This window comes from Gammaproteobacteria bacterium (genome assembly GCA_030680605.1).
GTDB lineage: Bacteria > Pseudomonadota > Gammaproteobacteria > SURF-13 > SURF-13 > JAQBXX01.
In genome coordinates this window covers 60,449-76,433 of the sequence record JAUXUQ010000019.1, presented here as the reverse complement: position 1 = coordinate 76,433, position 15,985 = coordinate 60,449, and the positions used below count along the sequence as shown (strand labels likewise).

Genomic DNA, 15,985 nt, shown 5'->3' with positions numbered 1-15,985 from the left:
CACACCATGCACAACCCACTGCTTGATCTCACCACCCTGCCACGCTTTCGCGCCATCCAGGCCGAACACGTCGAACCCGCCATTGATACCGTGCTGGCCGAAAACCGTGCCTGCATCGCACAGTTGCTGTCCACCACCGAGCACCCTACATGGGACACCCTGGTGGCGCCGATTGAGGCGCTGGATGACCGACTGGGGCGCGTCTGGTCGCCGGTCAGCCATCTAAACGCCGTATTGAACTCGGATGCCCTGCGCGCGGCGTACAACGCCTGCCTGCCGAAACTGAGCGCCTATGCAACCGAGTTGGGACAAAACACGCAGCTGTATCAGGCCTACCAGGCCCTGGCCGACAGCCCTGACTATGCGCAGATGGATGCCGCCCGCAAAAAAGTGATCGCCAACGCCCTGCGCGATTTCCACCTCGCCGGTGTCGCGTTACCGCCAGCACAGCAAGACCGCTACCGCGATATTCAGCAGGCGCTTTCCAGCCTCACCGCCAAATTCGAGGAAAACGTGCTGGATGCCACCCAGGGCTGGGCCAAATCCATCACCGAGGAAGGCCTGCTCGCCGGACTGCCGGACTCGGCACGCGCACTGGCACGGCAGACCGCAGAGCAGGCATGCGAGCCTGGCTGGCGTTTCACGCTCGACTACCCGCTTTATTCGCCGGTGATGAAGTACGCCGACAGCGCCGAACTGCGACGCGAAATGTATACCGCCTATATGACACGCGCCAGCGATCAGGGACCCAATGCCGGCCAGTGGGATAACCAGCCTCTCATGGAGCGCCTGCTCGCGTTACGGCACGAACTGGCCCAACTGCTGGGCTACGCCAACTATGCCGAGCTGTCGCTGGCAAAAAAAATGGCCCAATCCACACAGCAGGTGGTGGCGTTTCTCACCGACCTCGCAGAACGTTCGCGGCCGATGGCGCAACGCGAGCTGGACGAACTGCGGCAGTTTGCGCGGGACCAGCACTGCGTTACTCAACTCGACGCCTGGGACACCACCTATTACGCCGAAAAACTGCGTGTGCACCACTATGCGATCTCACAGGAAGACCTGCGCCCCTACTTCCCGTTGCCACGGACTCTGGCGGGGATGTTCGAGGTGGTACAGCGCCTCTACGGCCTCCGCATCACGGAGGCCGACGCTATAGAAGTCTGGCACCCCGATGTACGGCTGTATGAAATCCGTGACAGCAACAATGAACTGCGTGGCCAATTTTATCTCGACGCCTATGCCCGCTCACACAAGCGTGGTGGCGCCTGGATGGATGAATGTGTGGCACGCCGCCGCACACCGCAGGGCGTACAAACACCCGTGGCCTACCTTACCTGCAACTTCAGCACCCCGGTCGGTAATCAGCCTGCACTGCTCACGCATGACGAGGTGATCACCCTGTTTCATGAGTTTGGTCATGGGCTGCACCACATGCTCACCCGCGTTGACCATCTTGCCATCTCCGGCATCAACGGCGTGGCGTGGGATGCGGTGGAACTGCCCAGCCAGTTCATGGAAAACTGGTGCTGGGAACGGGAGGCGCTGGATCTCATCTCCGGCCATTACCAGACCGGCAAGCAACTGCCTCAGGCGCTGCTCGACAAGATGCTGGCCGCGCGCAATTTTCAGGCCGGCATGCAGATGGTGCGGCAACTGGAATTTTCACTGTTCGATTTCCGCCTGCACCTGGAATATGACCCGGCACAAGGCGGGCGCATCCGTGAGCTGCTGCGCGAGGTACGCAAGGCCGTTGCCGTCCTGCAGCCGCCCGAGTTCGAGCGCTTCGCCAACAACTTCACCCATATCTTCGCAGGAGGTTATGCGGCAGGCTATTACAGTTACAAGTGGGCCGAGGTGCTGTCTGCCGACGCCTTCGAAAAATTCGAGGAGCAGGGTATATTCGACCACAACACCGGGCAGCAATTTCTACACAGCATACTGGAACAGGGCGGTGTGCGTGATGCCATGGCGTTGTTTATCGACTTCCGTGGCCGTGAGCCACGCATTGATGCGCTGTTGCGTCACAGCGGCATCGCCGCGTGAAAATTGCCACATGGAACGTCAACTCCCTGCGCGTGCGGCTACCGCACCTGCTGGCCTGGCTCGACAGCGAAAAGCCGGATATCGTTGCCCTGCAGGAAACAAAAACCGTGGACGATGACTTCCCACTGGGGGAGATCCATGCCGCAGGCTATCAGGTGGTCTTCTCCGGCCAGAAAACTTACAACGGCGTCGCCCTGCTGAGCCGAACCCTGCCTGCCGACACGGTATGTGATATCGCCGGACTCGACGACCCGCAACGGCGGCTGCTGGCAGCCAGCTACAACGGCCTGCGGGTCATCAATCTTTACGTACCCAATGGCTCCAGCGTGGGCTCGGACAAGTACGTTTATAAATTGTCCTGGCTCGAAAAAGTCTGCGGCTGGATTCAGCAGCAACTCAGCACGCACGAACACCTCATCGTGCTGGGTGATTTCAATATCGCCCCCGAGGATCGTGACGTCCATGACCCCGCAGCATGGCAAGGCCAGGTGCTGGTGAGCGACGCCGAGCGCGCGGCGTTCAGACAACTGCAAGACTCCGGCCTGCTGGACTGTTTCCGCCTGTTTGACCAACAGGAGGCCGTGTTCAGTTGGTGGGACTACCGTGCCGGCGGGTTCCGGCGTAACCACGGCCTGCGCATCGACCACATCCTCATCAGCCCCGCGCTACGTGCACTGTGTACCGGCTGCCACATCGATACCACTCCGCGCAAGCTGGAGCGCCCCTCCGATCACGCGCCGGTCATCGCAGCATTCAATGTGTGATGGACGTGCGTTTATACGCTTGGCTTGCCGACGGTGTGCTTGTCCTGCATGCCAGTTACGTGTTGTTCGTGGTTGGGGGCCAGGCGCTGATCGTGGCAGGCTGGATCAGGCAGTGGTCGTGGACGCGCAATGGTTGGCTCCGCTGGCTGCACCTTGGCGCCATCGGCTTTGTGGTGGCGGAGGCGTGGCTGGGCGTGCGCTGCCCGCTTACGCTGCTGGAAAATGATCTGCGCGAACTCGCCGGGGGCGCTGGCTACGACATGAGTTTCATCGGTCACTGGCTGGGTCGTTTATTATTTTACGGCGCGCCGGCATGGGCGTTCACGGTACTCTATAGCCTGTTCGGCCTGTTAGTGCTCGTCACCCTGGTGCTGTATCCCCCGCGCAGGACATGAGCCCCTGTTCCAGAGTGGGGTAGAGCAACCTGACACCCAGCTCCTCGCGCATGCGCCGGTTATCCATGCGCCGTGATTCATGGAGATAGGACAGCATGCCGGCGCTCAATACGTGCTGCGCCTCGGCCAGCGTGATCTGCGGTGGGCGCGCCAGACCCAGCCAGTCGGCGACGGCGTTGAAGTAGTCCGTCATCGTGCTGTGTTCGCCATCGCACACGTTGTATATGCACCCGACTGCGCCGTGTTCGGCGGCGGCAATACACACCTGGGCAAGATCATCGGCGTGGATGCGATTGGTAAAAGACGCCTCCTCGCGTCGTAGCACAGGCCCACCCTGCCGCAGACGCTCAACCGGCAAACGCCCCGGTCCGTAGATACCACCTACACGCAGGATTACCACTGGCACAGCGTACATGCGCCCCCACACCAGCAGTTGGGTCTCGGCATCGAGGCGGGCCTTGGCCCGCGCCGTCTGCGGGTTAGGCGGCGTGTCCTCATCCACCCAGCCACCCTGGTGGTCGCCATACACACCACTGGTGCTGATGTAGACGATTTTATGCGGTAACGCAGACGCTGTGACGGCGCGCAGAAAGCGCCCGATGCGTGGGTCGGTGTTGCCCTGTTCCGGCGGCGGGGCAAAATAGTACAGCAGCGCATGCCGCGTCGGCAGCTTGGTCAGCGAAGCAGCATCGTCCAGATCACCGGGCACTATCGCCGCGCCCATGGCCTGTAGCGCCGGAATACGCGCCGCTGAACGCGCCAGCGCGCTTACGCTGTCGCCACGCGCCACACAGCCTGCGGCCACACGTGCGCCAATATCGCCACAGCCGATAATCAGCACTGGCCCGGTCATGGTTCCTCTGGGGTGTGAAAACAGCGATAATGATGGCAGAATTTACCCAAGCCGCAAGATACCTGCATGAGTTTCAAGGTTCGCCTCCAGCCCGGCGGTCACGAGTTCAACGTCGACGCGGATGAAACCATTCTCGACGCGGCGCTAAGTCGCGGCCTCACGTTGCCCTATGGCTGTCGCGGCGGCGCCTGTGGCGCCTGCAAAAGCCGGTTGCTCACCGGTAGCGTGAATTATGGCACGTTTAAACCCCCCGCGCTCAGCGACGCAGACCTGAACACCGGCTACACCTTGCTGTGCCAGGCGCGCCCCACATCTGACGTGACAGTAGAGGTGCATGAGACTTCGGACAGCGATGCCATCCCGCTCAAGACATTACCCTGCCGCGTCGAACGCGTCGAGCAACTCGCGCCTGATGTGATACACGTTTATCTCAAGCTCCCGCCCACAGAGCGGCTGCAATTTCGTGCCGGGCAATACATCGACTTTCTGCTGCGCGATGGCCGCAGGCGCAGTTTCTCCATCGCCAATGCCCCCCACGATGACGAGTATATCGAGTTGCACATCAAGCGTATCGAAGGCGGACGCTTCACCGGCGGCGCCCAGTTCGAGTTCAAGGAAAAAACGCTGTTGCGTCTTGAGGGCCCGCACGGAAACTTCTATCTGCGTGAAGACCCGTCGCGCCCGGTCATCTTTGTTGCCGGCGGTACCGGTTTCGCGCCCATCAAGGCCATGCTTGAGCATGCCTTTGCCGAGGGCATCACCCGGCCCCTGCATTTATACTGGGGCGCAGCTACCCGTAGTGGCCTCTATCTCGATGAGCTCGTACGCTCCTGGGCGGTACAACATCCGAACTTCCGCTATACACCCGCGCTCTCGGAACCGTTGCCTGAGGATACATGGCGTGGCGCACAGGGGTATGTAACGGATGCCGTGCTGCGCGACTACCCCGCACTGCAGGGATTTGATGTGTATGCGAGCGGACCACCCGCACTGGTGCAAGCCGCACACCGGGATTTCACCGCCCACGGCCTCGCGCAGGAAAATTTTTATGCGGATCCGTTTGAGTTTACACAGGACACCCTGCCCGCAGGGGCAATACCCTGATGCGTTTAGCTGCCCACTGTGGACTGCATGCCGCCCTGCGTTAACTGCAATCCGCGCCGGTAGTAATCCAGCGCCGCTGCCTGCTCACCCAGTTGCTCATGCAGGCTTCCCAACGTCTGACAGGTCTCGGGTTGGAGGGCCAGCCTGAGACTGCCGTCAAGGTAGGTGCGCGCCTTGCCCCACAGCCGGTGGCGCATGCACAAGCGCCCCAAGGTCAGCAACAGCGCAGGACTATCGTCATGTGCATGCAGCCAGTCTTCGGCACGGGCAAGCTGCTCTGTGGTGTCTTCACTCTCAATCTGACCATAGAGCCGGATCAAGCCATCATCCCATGTCCTGCGTAGCGTGCGGTACAGCATACCCTCTGCCTCGTCACCCCTGCCTCGCGTGTTCTGATAGCGTGCATACAGGAGTACCAGTCGGGGGTGGCCCTGCAATCGCCGTGGCACCTGATGCCATACGCTGCGCACCGTAGCGTCATCCTGAGACTGCACCGCCATTTCAAGCAATGCCACATGGGTATTGATCTCCAGCGTATCTGCTTCCTGCACAGGAATGGCCTTGCGCTTGCGCAGGTCCGGCAGCAAACTCAACAATCGCCACCAGTCGCCGCGCGCCAATGACAGTTTCATCAGCAGGCGCAGCACATAACCATGCCGGGGAGCGACCTGATACAGATTGTTGACCGTAGTCAGAGCCTGATCCAGTTGCTGATGCTCAAGCTGGAGTTTTGCCTGTACAATCCCAATCGCTATTTCCGCCTGCGGCATGCGACTGCTCGCCAGCCGCAAGTACTCATCGCGACGATCATGTGCGCCGACGTGATGGGCCGCACGCGCGGCGCTGAGATAATTCAGCACGGGGGTGTCGCTGTGCTCGACATGCAGGAGCAGTGCGCTTTCCGCACTGTGCCACTCGCCTTCCTCCATCTGGAGTACGCCTGACAGCAGCGCATCCCGCGCCTGGATCCGGCGCCGCTCGCGGCGCCACGCCCGAACACGCCCCTGTATGCCCCAGGCATAGGCCAAAAAGCGCAGCAGAAAATATACCGCCAGAAAGACGAGCAGAAGCAGCAGCACAAACACCGGCAAGGTCATTTCCAGCGACCAGTGGCCACGGCTCAGCAACACGTAGCCGGGATCTGTCTGCACCACAATGCCAAGCCCAACCGCGAGCACCAGCACCAGAGTGATCGATAGCAGCAATTTCATAGCGGTGTATTCGCCGTCCCACTCTCCATCACGCGTCCTGCATCAGTGGCATCGATCTTTTGTACACCCTCATCGCCGTCCCTGACTGCCGCCAGCACGTCATGCAAGGCTTGCTGCAGGCTGGAAAGTTCGGGCAATGCCGGCGCAACATCGATTTTCTCCAGCGCATCGAGTTCAGCAAGCAACGCCTTGGTATTTGCCGAGCGCACATCAAAATAGCGGTTAACCCAGTCACGCACCGCACTGAGGCTGGCGCGCAGATTGCGCGGATCGCGATGCAGCAGGCTGATTTGTGCCGCCCCCAGCTCCAGGCGCAGGTTTTGATAGAGGAAGTACTGCTGTTCGGGCGTGATCAGCGGTACTGTGACTTGTTCTCCCTGCCGTACTGCAACCAGACTCTTCAGCTCTGCCCAGAATCCATACAGCAAAACCTGCCAGCGTGCGCCTGCCTGCTCAGTGGCGGGTGTGGCTGATACTGGCGCCATTTTGTTCTGAGCCAGCGGTAGTTCCTGCGCGCGCGCCGCCCATCTTTTCAATTGCAGTGCGAGCCGGGAAATGTCAGGTACATCGACCTGGCGCAACACCTGCAACGTATCGGCAAGCTGCCTCTTGACCTCTACCAGTCGCACATCATCCACGTCGCCCACGACTTGTTCGGCAGCCCCAAGCACGTTCACGGCGCCGGGCAGGTCATATGCAAAAACCAGATGATCATGGGCGATGCGTACCAGAAAGCTGGCCTCGGTCACGGCCCGCACCAAGGCACCCTTGGACAGGCCTGTGCGCAGATCGCCGATGTCGGCCTGCATCGCCTGTTGTTCGTCGCGCAGCCCCTGCAGCATATGGTCTTCCTGCGCAACATCCGCACGCAGCTCATCCAGTTGCAGGCCTAGCACCTGCTGCTGCTGCACCACCCGCCACACACCATAGAGCGCCGCAGCGGCTACCACAACAACCAGCACCCACAGCACCCAGCACCCGCGCCAGCCACTGCCTGAAGCGCTGACCGATTCACTGCCAGCATCAGCCGGCGTATCCTGATCGGTGCCATGAACCTGTGTACTGGCCTGTTCGCTGTGCTGATTGCTCATGACTCTCCCCTTCTCATACTCCTGGCGGCGACAAGCACGGCATCGAGCAGACCCTCATCACCCGCTCGTTCGACGATTACTGGCGGTTCGCTGAACCCCAAACTCTGCGCAAGCTCGGCGTTGCGCTTGCTCATGACCACAAGCACGGCGCGCTGTAGCAATGGCTGTCCTCGCATACCCGCCATGTCAAACAGGTTTTGCAGCCCTTCGTTGCTGGTGACAATGATGACCAGTTTGTTATTCTCCTCCAATATTTTCGTCAGCGCCACGCCTTCGCCTGCAGGCCGCACGCGCCGATACACTTCCGCATAACTCACCAGGGCGCCACGCTGGGCCAGTGTATCGCCCAGCGCTTCACGTCCACCGGTGCCACGAAATATCAGCACGCTCTTACCCTGCATCTCATGCATTTCAGGCATCGCGAGCAAGGCCTCGCTGGTAAAACCTTCCTGGGGCACGATATCGACGCGCAGGCCTTGTGTTTGCAATGCCTCGGCGGTGCGCTTACCGATCACCGCGACCTGCAGCCAGGCCGGAAAATCAACACGACCGTCCAGCATGGGTGCACCCATCTGCACGGCATTAGCGCTTACGAAAATTGCAAAGTCGAACTCTTCCAGACGTGCGATCAACTTGCGGGCAGGGTTGCTGTCCTCAATCTCCGTGATCTCCAGCACCGGAAACAGAATGGCATGCCCGCCGCGCGCCTCAATCAACTGGCACAAGCGCCCGGCCTGATGACGTGGGCGCGTCACCAGTACCGTAACACCGGCCAGCAGATCAGTGGGTGTCGGCGAAACGTTCGTCGGCATAGACATCACGCAGAATCGCGCGCGCGCCGCGCGCGAGCAAATCATCGGCCAGCGCAACACCCAGTTGCTCGGCCTGGGCTCGCGGGCCGCTCACTGCCCCGCGCACCACCTCCGTGCCGTCGGGCCGTCCTACCAGCCCGCGCAGCGAAAGCGTATCGGCAGCAAGCAGGGCGTGTCCTGCAATCGGCACCTGACAGCCACCTTGCAGACGGTGATTCATGGCCCGCTCTGCACTGATCCGGATGTGGGTTGCAGGATCGTCAAGTATCCCGATCAGCTTTTGTATCCGTGTGTCCCCGATACGGCATTCGATACCGATGGCGCCCTGGCCAACGGCAGGCAGGCTTACCTCCGGCTCCAGGTACTGCGTAATGCGGGCGCCAAATCCAAGCCGCAACAGCCCCGCAGCGGCCAGAATCACCGCATCAAATTCACCACCATCAAGTTTGTCAAGACGGGTATTGACATTGCCACGCAGGCTGACGATGCGCAGGTCAGGCCGCCGCTCCTGCAATTGGCACTGACGGCGCAGGCTGGAGGTGCCTACGCACGCCCCCTGCGGCAGATGATCCAGCGCAGCATAGCGGTTGGACACAAACGCATCGCGCGGATCCTCACGCAGGCCGATAACAGGCAGATGCAGGCCCGCCGGAAACGCCATCGGCACGTCCTTCATTGAGTGCACCGCAATATCAGCACTGCCTTCGAGCAGACCCTGCTCCAGCTCTTTCACAAACAGGCCCTTGCCACCCACCTTGGCCAAGGGCGTATCCAGAATCCTGTCGCCCTGCGTGACCATGCGCACCAGCTCCACCTCCAGCCCGGCATGGGCCGCCAACAACCGGTTCCGCACATGTTCAGCCTGCCACAATGCAAGCGGACTTTTGCGCGTAGCGATGCGCAGTATCTGAGTTGCCATGTTAATACCCGAAAATTAAGTTACAGCATGCTTGCGGCACAGCGGACGCCTATACACTGCGTCCGCTGCGAAAAATGAAAGTGTACACGACACGCTGCCGCTACGCAGCACGGATTTCGGTACATCTGCCGCAGGCCTTCCCCTCAGCCCGCCAGCAATCGTCTGCGCAACTCCGTCACATGACGACGACTGACCTCCAGCGTATCCTCCATGCCCCGCAGGCGTACCCGGCAATTTCCCGCATGGATCTTCTCCATGCTGGCAATACTGGCCACATCTACCAGTGAGTTGCGGTGGATACGCGCAAAGCGCTCGCAGAATTCCTCCTCCAGCGCCTTGAGCGAATCCTCAATCAACACCTCACCCCCCCGGTAACGTACCGTGACGTATTTCTGATCCGCCTTGAAGTACACGACATCCGTTACCGGAACGAGCTGGAGCCCCCCCCGCACCCGGGCACTGATGTATCTGCGCGTGCGCAGCTCTCCACCTCCACGGCGCATCGCGGAAAGCTGCACCTTGTTTATCTGACGTGCCTTGCCGAGCGCACGCTCCAGATGCTCCTTGCGAATCGGCTTCAGCAGATAATCCGTGGCGTTCACCTCGAACGCAGCCAGCGCGTGGTCGTCATAGGCCGTGGTGAAAATGATGGCAGGCGGCCCCTCCAGCGCAGCGAGGTGCAGGGCAGCCTCCATTCCGTCCATCTCAGGCATACGGATGTCCATCAATATCGTGTCCGGCAGCAGCGCCGAGACTTGTGCCAGCGCCTGTCTGCCGTTGGCCGCCTCGCCCACAACCTCGTGGCCACCGAGCTCGGCGATGAGCCCGCACAGGCGCTCGCGTGCGAGGGCCTCGTCATCAACGATGAGGATCTTCATGCGTCCGCCTGCATATCACGCAGATAAGGGAAGCGAAGGCTGATACTGTAGCGCCAGCCATTGTGCTCTGCGGCCTCATCAATCGTGAGTCCGGCGTTGACCCCGTAATACGCCGTGAGACGCTCACGCACATTATCCACCCCGATGTGATTGCTGTGCGCGCGCGACGGCGCGCCCTGTGGTATCACGGGATTACTGATCCTGATCTCGATCACACCCCCTGCATCCCGTCCCCGGATGCAGATATCCCCTCCCTCGGCCAGCGGTTCTATGCCGTGGTATACCGCATTTTCAAGCAACGGTTGTAAGGTAAGCACCGGGATCAGCGCATCCTCCGCCACCGCATCCATGTCCCACTCCACACGCAGGCGCTCACCCAGGCGCAGTTGCTCAATATGCAGGTACTTGCGCGCCATACCGAGCTCTTCACGCAATGGCACACGGTTGCGCGCATCGGCCAGACTGGCGCGGAACAGGTCGGCCAGGTTTTCCACCGCCGCCTCTGCCAGTTGCGGGCGGCTGCGTGTAAGGCTGGCAATGACATTCATGCTGTTGAACAGGAAGTGCGGGCGGATACGCGACTGCAAGGCCTGGATGCGCGCCGCACTCTCCGACTCGATATTACGCCGCCACTGGTGCTGCACATAAAAGTAGCGCAACGCCACGGCACTCACGACTGCACTTACCGCGAGGTTGCGCAGCAGAAAATCCTGGCGCCAGCCAGCAGGTACGGGCATGCCAACGACCTCACCTTGCAGCAGCCAGTACACCGCCTCGCTGAGCAATGCCGTCACTGCCAGCAGCAACAGATAACTCAGCACGGCTGCCGTGCTGTTGGGCAGGCGCGCCAGCCACCTGCGAACAAAGCACAGTAGTGCAGCCCCAGTAAGCGCCACCCACTGCACAAACAATGAAATAACACCGAGGTCGGCCCAGCGATCCCGGCTCTCCAATGATCCCAGCGCCAGTACCACCGCCAGCAGCTCGGAAATCACCATCAGCGCCAGCACTGTGCGCATGCCACAGAAATCGGGCAAAAAGAGTGCGTCGTTTGCTGCCCTTGCGGTCTTCAAGTGCATTGCCTCACGTTCACCGGCCCATATCCATCATCGCCCCTCCCCATCCCTCGTGCCTGGGCGGGGGCTTTCGCAGGAACCTCATAGTAATCCTGCCAATACAGCATATAATACCGTGACATCTGGCAACAGCGCGCACGAGATGGCCAAAAACTCTCCTACCGACAAGCCTTGGGCAGGCCGCTTCAGTGAGCCCACACAAACCTTCGTGGAAGATTTCACTGCCTCGGTCGGATTTGATTGCCGCCTTTACCGGCATGATATTGCCGGGTCGACAGCTCACGCACGCATGCTTGCGCACGTGGGCGTTTTGACGTCCACCGAGTGCGACAACATCGTGAGTGGGCTGAAAACCATCGAACAGGATATCGAGCAGGGGAATTTTGCCTGGTCAGTAGCGCTGGAAGATGTGCATATGAACATCGAGGCGCGCCTGATCGAGCGTATTGGCGAAACAGGTAAAAAGCTGCACACCGGGCGCTCCCGCAATGATCAGGTGGCCACGGACATACGCCTGTATCTGCGGGATGAAATTGACACACTGCAAACAGTACTGCGCCGCCTGCAAAGTGCGCTGCTGGATCTCGCCGAGCGTGAGGCCGCAACAATCATGCCCGGCTTTACTCACCTGCAGATCGCACAACCGGTTACGTTTGGGCATCACCTGCTGGCCTGGTTTGAAATGCTGGCACGCGATGCCGCGCGCATGGGCGAGTGCCGTGCACGCGTCAACATCATGCCGCTCGGCGCAGCGGCCCTCGCCGGCACCAGCTACCCAATTGACCGCAACTACACCGCACAACTGCTGGGCTTTGCCGCCCCGTGCGAAAACTCGCTCGATGCCGTCAGCGATCGTGACTTCATCATCGAATTCGTAAGCGCGGCGGCGCTTATCATGATGCACTTGTCGCGCTTCTCCGAGGAACTGGTGCTATGGTCCTCGACCCAGTTCGGCTTCATCGATCTGGGCGATGGCTTCTGCACCGGCTCGTCCATCATGCCTCAAAAAAAGAACCCTGATGTGCCGGAGCTGGTACGTGGCAAGGCAGGCCGTATCACCGGCCATCTGGTTGCTCTGCTCATGCTGATGAAGGCCCAGCCACTGGCCTACAACAAGGATAACCAGGAAGACAAGGAGCCGCTGTTTGACACTGTCGACACCCTCAAGGCCTCGCTCCATGTCTACACTGACATGATTGCAGCCCTGCGCGTGAATCGCGAGGCGATGCTGAGTGCGGCACGCGCCGGCTACTCCACCGCCACTGATCTCGCAGACTATCTGGTACGCAAGGGCGTGCCGTTCCGCGACGCGCACGAAATAGTAGGCAAAACGGTACGCCACTGCATCGACAGCGGCCACCTGCTGGAGCAGCTCACGCTGGAAGAGTTGCGTACGCATGCGCCAGTGATCGGGCCGGATGTATTTGAGGTGCTTACCGTGGAAGGCTCCATTGCTGCACGCAACCACGTCGGCGGCACCGCGCCGTCGCAGGTGCGCGCCGCACTCAAGCGTGCGCGCGTCCTGCTCGACCGGTAATATAGCGGACGTTTACATGCTCCACCATTGGAGCCGGAGAATGACGACATGAAACTTCGTGGTCTTCTACGCACACTGCTCATAATCCTGGTCATCGCCGCACCGTCCGGCGAACTTGCCGCCGGCAAACTCTATAAGTGGGTGGACGAAAACGGCGCGGTGCATTACGGCGACAAGATTCCTCCGGAATATACCCAGCAGGGCCATACAGAGCTCAACAAGCAGGGCGTCACCGTCAAATCCATTGAAGGCCCGAAAACCGAGGCACAATTGACTGAAGAGCAGCACAGGCAACAAGCCCTGGAGGCAGAAAAGCACCGTGCCGCCGACCAGACTACGCGCGACAGGACGCTACTCAGTTCTTACACGTCCGAGCACGACATTACTCAAGTGCGAGACAGAAAGCTGGCGACCGTGGCAGGCGAGATCAGTATGCATACCACCTACAGAGGAAAACTGGAACCACGGTTGGCCGCCCAGACCAAGGAAGCTGACCAGTTTGCAAAGCAGGGCGCGCCTGTACCGGAAAAACTGCAGAACGATATTCTGGACACCAAGGCGCAGATCGAAAAATATACAACCTTCATCAAGATCAAACAGACCGAGCAGGAGACCATTCGGCAACAGGCCGAGAACGACCTGCAGCGTTTCCGCGAACTCAAGACCAGCACAGCGCCCCAACCGTAATTGTCACCGCAGTTGCTACAGGTGATCTCCCCCGGCAAGCTCCACACCCATAACCTCACCCTGGCCATCCAGACGCAGGTGAAAACGTCCCCAGCAGGCGACACGCGCCGCCTCGCAGCCCGAGCCCTCCATGATGACTTCATCAAAGGTCACGGCACACACGATCTGAGCAGGGGTTTCTTCCAGCACCTCGACGCGCATGCTGGCCGGGTCAGGCCAGCCGTTTTGGGTGCACAACCGGGCAATTTCTGCGCTGCTGGAAAAGTAGGCGCTTACCCTGGCGTGACTCATCACAATCTCACAAGCGGAGCAGCGTCCCCACGCCTTCATCGGTAAAGAGCTCGAGCAGCACGGCATGCTCTACTCGGCCATCGACAATATGTGCCGCACCGACACCGGCCTGTACCGCATCCAGTGCACAGCGTATCTTGGGCAGCATACCGCCCTGAATAGTGGCGTCGGCAATCAACGCCGCGACCTGCCCTGCATCCAGACGCGCCAGCAGTTTACCTGCCTTGTCGAGCACACCCGGCGTATTGGTGAGCAGCATCAGCTTTTCGGCACGCAGGGTTTCGGCAAGCTTGCCTGCTACCAGATCAGCATTGATATTGTAGGACTGGCCGTCTTCACCCACACCCACGGGGGCAATCACCGGAATGAAACTGCCGCTGACCAACGTGCCAATCACCGCCGCATCGATGCTCGCCACCTCGCCCACATGGCCGAGGTCTATGATCTCGGGCGCTTCCAGCTCCGCCGTCTTGCGCGTCAGCGTGAGCTTGCGCGCACGAATCAGATCGCCATCCTTGCCGGAAAGTCCCACCGCCGATCCACCATGACGGTTGATGAGGTTCACGATCTCCTTGTTGACCAGCCCGCCCAGCACCATCTCGACCACGTCCATGGTCTCGCTATCGGTTACCCGCAGGCCGTCCACAAACTGGCTGGGCTTGCCGATCTTCTCAAGTAGCTTGCCAATCTGCGGTCCACCGCCGTGCACCACCACCGGATTGATACCCACCAGCTTCATCAGCACCACATCGCGCGCGAAACCGCTCTTCAAGGTCTCGTCCACCATCGCGTTGCCACCGTACTTGATGACGATGGTCTTGCCCTGGAAACGCTTGATATAGGGCAACGCCTCGGTCAGCACATGGGCGATGTTGCTTGCTGTGGTCGTATTCAGGTTCATGCTCGTGTCATCAAAACGGCAGGTTTAAATTCGGCTCCAGACTCAATAATGCAGCACGAAACTGTTGCTGGATGCGAGTCAGCGCCTCCTGATTGTCCGCCTCAAAACGGATCACCACCGTGGGCGTGGTGTTGGATGGCCGCGCCAGCCCCCAGCCGTCGTCGTAATCCGCTCGCACTCCGTCCAGGGTAGTCAACGTTGCGCCCGGGAAATACGCGCCTTGCCGCAACCGCTGCACCAACCCGAACTGCTCGCCCTCGCTCATTTCCAGCTTCAGCTCCGGCGTATTCACGGTCTCCGGCAGTTGCGCAAACACGGCGCCCGGCGTCCGTGCATCGCGCGCCAATATCTCCAGCAAACGTGCGGCAGTATACAAGCCGTCGTCGAAGCCGTACCAGCGCTCCTGGAAAAAGATGTGGCCACTCATCTCACCCGCAAGCTCAGCGCCCGTCTCTTTCATCTTGGCCTTGATCAGCGAGTGGCCGGTCTTCCACATCAAAGGCTTGCCGCCATGCTGCGCGATCACCAGCGCCAGATTGCGTGTGCATTTTACGTCATAAATCACCGTCGCGCCCGGTTTGCGTGACAGCACGTCGGCAGCGTACAGCATCATCTGCCGGTCGGGCCAGATGATGCTGCCTTCAGCCGTCACCACGCCAAGCCGGTCACCGTCACCATCGAAGGCCAGCCCCAGATCGGCCTGCTCGGCTTTGACGGCGCGGATCAGGTCCTGCAAATTCTCCGGCTGACTCGGGTCCGGATGATGGTTCGGAAAATGGCCGTCCACATCGCAGAACAACTCGCTCACCGTGCAGCCCAGCGCACGCAACAACTGTGGCGCAAGCGCGCCCGCGACCCCGTTGCCGCAATCCACCACCACGTGCAGCGGACGGTGCAGCTTCACATCCGCAACAATGCGTTCGATGTAGGCCGGTATGACATCGGCACTGCGGACACTGCCCGCGCCCTGCGTGAACGCGCCCTGCAGAATGCGTGTGCGCAGCGCGGCAATCGCCGCACCGGACAAGGTCTCGCCACCCAGCATGATCTTGAGACCGTTGTAATCGGGGGGGTTGTGGCTGCCGGTGATTGCCACACCGGAGCCGGTATTAAAATGGTGGGTGGCAAAATACAGCACCGGCGTCGGGGCTTGGCCGATATCGATCACATTGATGCCCGAGGCACACAGACCGCTGGCAAGCGCCTGGCTGAACTCCAGGCCGGACAGGCGTCCATCCCGCGCCACCACCACAGCGGTCTGCTGCCGCGCCTGCGCCTCGCTGCCAATCGCATGGCCTATGTCGCGCACGATGTCCGCTGTCAGTGTTTTGCCAACGATGCCACGAATGTCATAGGCCTTGAAGATGCTGGCAGGGATTTCCGTCGTCATTCTTTATTATTCTGTTGTTTTCTGTGTTCT

At 60.5% G+C, this 15,985-nt stretch carries 16 protein-coding genes; 6 read left to right on the top strand and 10 right to left on the bottom strand.

What is annotated here, in order from left to right; all coding sequences use genetic code 11:
* The first annotated feature begins 6 nt into the window (after positions 1-6).
* The 3 genes from prlC to Q8L89_07685 are packed head-to-tail and all read left to right on the top strand — an operon-like array spanning position 7 to position 3,205.
* On the top strand, positions 7-2,046 hold the full coding sequence (gene prlC / locus Q8L89_07695; GenBank protein ID MDP1708928.1) for an oligopeptidase A: 2,040 nt from the start codon (positions 7-9) through the stop codon (positions 2,044-2,046).
* Entirely contained in the window at positions 2,043-2,810 is a 768-nt protein-coding gene (gene xth / locus Q8L89_07690) for an exodeoxyribonuclease III (protein MDP1708927.1), read from the top strand. Before prlC ends, xth begins: the two co-directional genes overlap by 4 nt.
* 5 nt (positions 2,811-2,815) lie before the next feature.
* A complete protein-coding gene (locus Q8L89_07685; protein ID MDP1708926.1) occupies positions 2,816-3,205 on the top strand; it encodes a DUF2784 domain-containing protein in 390 nt (129 codons plus the stop codon).
* On the opposite strand, the gene Q8L89_07680 is transcribed toward Q8L89_07685, so the two are convergent.
* Positions 3,171-4,058, bottom strand: coding sequence for an SDR family oxidoreductase (locus Q8L89_07680; protein ID MDP1708925.1), 888 nt, complete (start codon positions 4,056-4,058; stop codon positions 3,171-3,173). The genes Q8L89_07685 and Q8L89_07680 overlap by 35 nt on opposite strands.
* A 66-nt stretch (positions 4,059-4,124) precedes the next feature.
* Between Q8L89_07680 and Q8L89_07675 the strand changes: the two genes are divergently transcribed.
* On the top strand, positions 4,125-5,162 hold the full coding sequence (locus Q8L89_07675; protein MDP1708924.1) for a CDP-6-deoxy-delta-3,4-glucoseen reductase: 1,038 nt from the start codon (positions 4,125-4,127) through the stop codon (positions 5,160-5,162).
* A 5-nt stretch (positions 5,163-5,167) separates the two neighbouring features.
* Here Q8L89_07675 and Q8L89_07670 read toward each other — a convergent pair whose 3' ends face one another.
* The 6 genes from Q8L89_07670 to Q8L89_07645 form a co-directional block, all read right to left on the bottom strand.
* On the bottom strand, positions 5,168-6,373 hold the full coding sequence (locus Q8L89_07670) for a heme biosynthesis HemY N-terminal domain-containing protein (GenBank protein MDP1708923.1): 1,206 nt from the start codon (positions 6,371-6,373) through the stop codon (positions 5,168-5,170).
* On the bottom strand, positions 6,370-7,464 hold the full coding sequence (locus Q8L89_07665) for a uroporphyrinogen-III C-methyltransferase (GenBank protein MDP1708922.1): 1,095 nt from the start codon (positions 7,462-7,464) through the stop codon (positions 6,370-6,372). Before Q8L89_07665 ends, Q8L89_07670 begins: the two co-directional genes overlap by 4 nt.
* Positions 7,461-8,276: a uroporphyrinogen-III synthase gene (locus Q8L89_07660; protein MDP1708921.1), complete on the bottom strand. Its 816-nt coding sequence runs from the start codon at positions 8,274-8,276 to the stop codon at positions 7,461-7,463. The genes Q8L89_07665 and Q8L89_07660 overlap by 4 nt, the downstream gene beginning before the upstream one ends.
* The gene (hemC, locus tag Q8L89_07655) at positions 8,245-9,195 is read right to left on the bottom strand and encodes a hydroxymethylbilane synthase (GenBank protein ID MDP1708920.1); all 951 of its coding nucleotides are present in this window, start codon (positions 9,193-9,195) and stop codon (positions 8,245-8,247) included. Before hemC ends, Q8L89_07660 begins: the two co-directional genes overlap by 32 nt.
* Positions 9,196-9,338: 143 nt before the next feature.
* A complete protein-coding gene (locus Q8L89_07650; GenBank protein ID MDP1708919.1) occupies positions 9,339-10,073 on the bottom strand; it encodes a LytTR family DNA-binding domain-containing protein in 735 nt (244 codons plus the stop codon).
* The gene (locus Q8L89_07645; protein ID MDP1708918.1) at positions 10,070-11,146 is read right to left on the bottom strand and encodes a sensor histidine kinase; all 1,077 of its coding nucleotides are present in this window, start codon (positions 11,144-11,146) and stop codon (positions 10,070-10,072) included. The genes Q8L89_07650 and Q8L89_07645 overlap by 4 nt, the downstream gene beginning before the upstream one ends.
* A 145-nt stretch (positions 11,147-11,291) precedes the next feature.
* Between Q8L89_07645 and argH the strand changes: the two genes are divergently transcribed.
* Positions 11,292-12,686, top strand: coding sequence for an argininosuccinate lyase (gene argH, locus Q8L89_07640; GenBank protein MDP1708917.1), 1,395 nt, complete (start codon positions 11,292-11,294; stop codon positions 12,684-12,686).
* 48 nt (positions 12,687-12,734) lie between these two features.
* Positions 12,735-13,373 carry a DUF4124 domain-containing protein gene (locus tag Q8L89_07635; protein ID MDP1708916.1) on the top strand — a complete coding sequence of 213 codons (639 nt, stop codon included), beginning with the start codon at positions 12,735-12,737 and terminating at the stop codon, positions 13,371-13,373.
* Between the two features lie 15 nt (positions 13,374-13,388).
* On the opposite strand, the gene Q8L89_07630 is transcribed toward Q8L89_07635, so the two are convergent.
* Genes Q8L89_07630 through Q8L89_07620 form a run of 3 tightly spaced genes read right to left on the bottom strand, consistent with a single transcriptional unit; the run spans position 13,389 to position 15,955 of the window.
* Positions 13,389-13,664 carry a hypothetical protein gene (locus Q8L89_07630; protein ID MDP1708915.1) on the bottom strand — a complete coding sequence of 92 codons (276 nt, stop codon included), beginning with the start codon at positions 13,662-13,664 and terminating at the stop codon, positions 13,389-13,391.
* 7 nt (positions 13,665-13,671) lie between these two features.
* Positions 13,672-14,565, bottom strand: coding sequence for an acetylglutamate kinase (gene argB, locus Q8L89_07625; GenBank protein ID MDP1708914.1), 894 nt, complete (start codon positions 14,563-14,565; stop codon positions 13,672-13,674).
* Positions 14,566-14,575: 10 nt separating this feature from the next.
* A complete protein-coding gene (locus tag Q8L89_07620) occupies positions 14,576-15,955 on the bottom strand; it encodes a phosphomannomutase/phosphoglucomutase (protein MDP1708913.1) in 1,380 nt (459 codons plus the stop codon).
* Between the last annotated feature and the right edge of the window lie 30 nt (positions 15,956-15,985).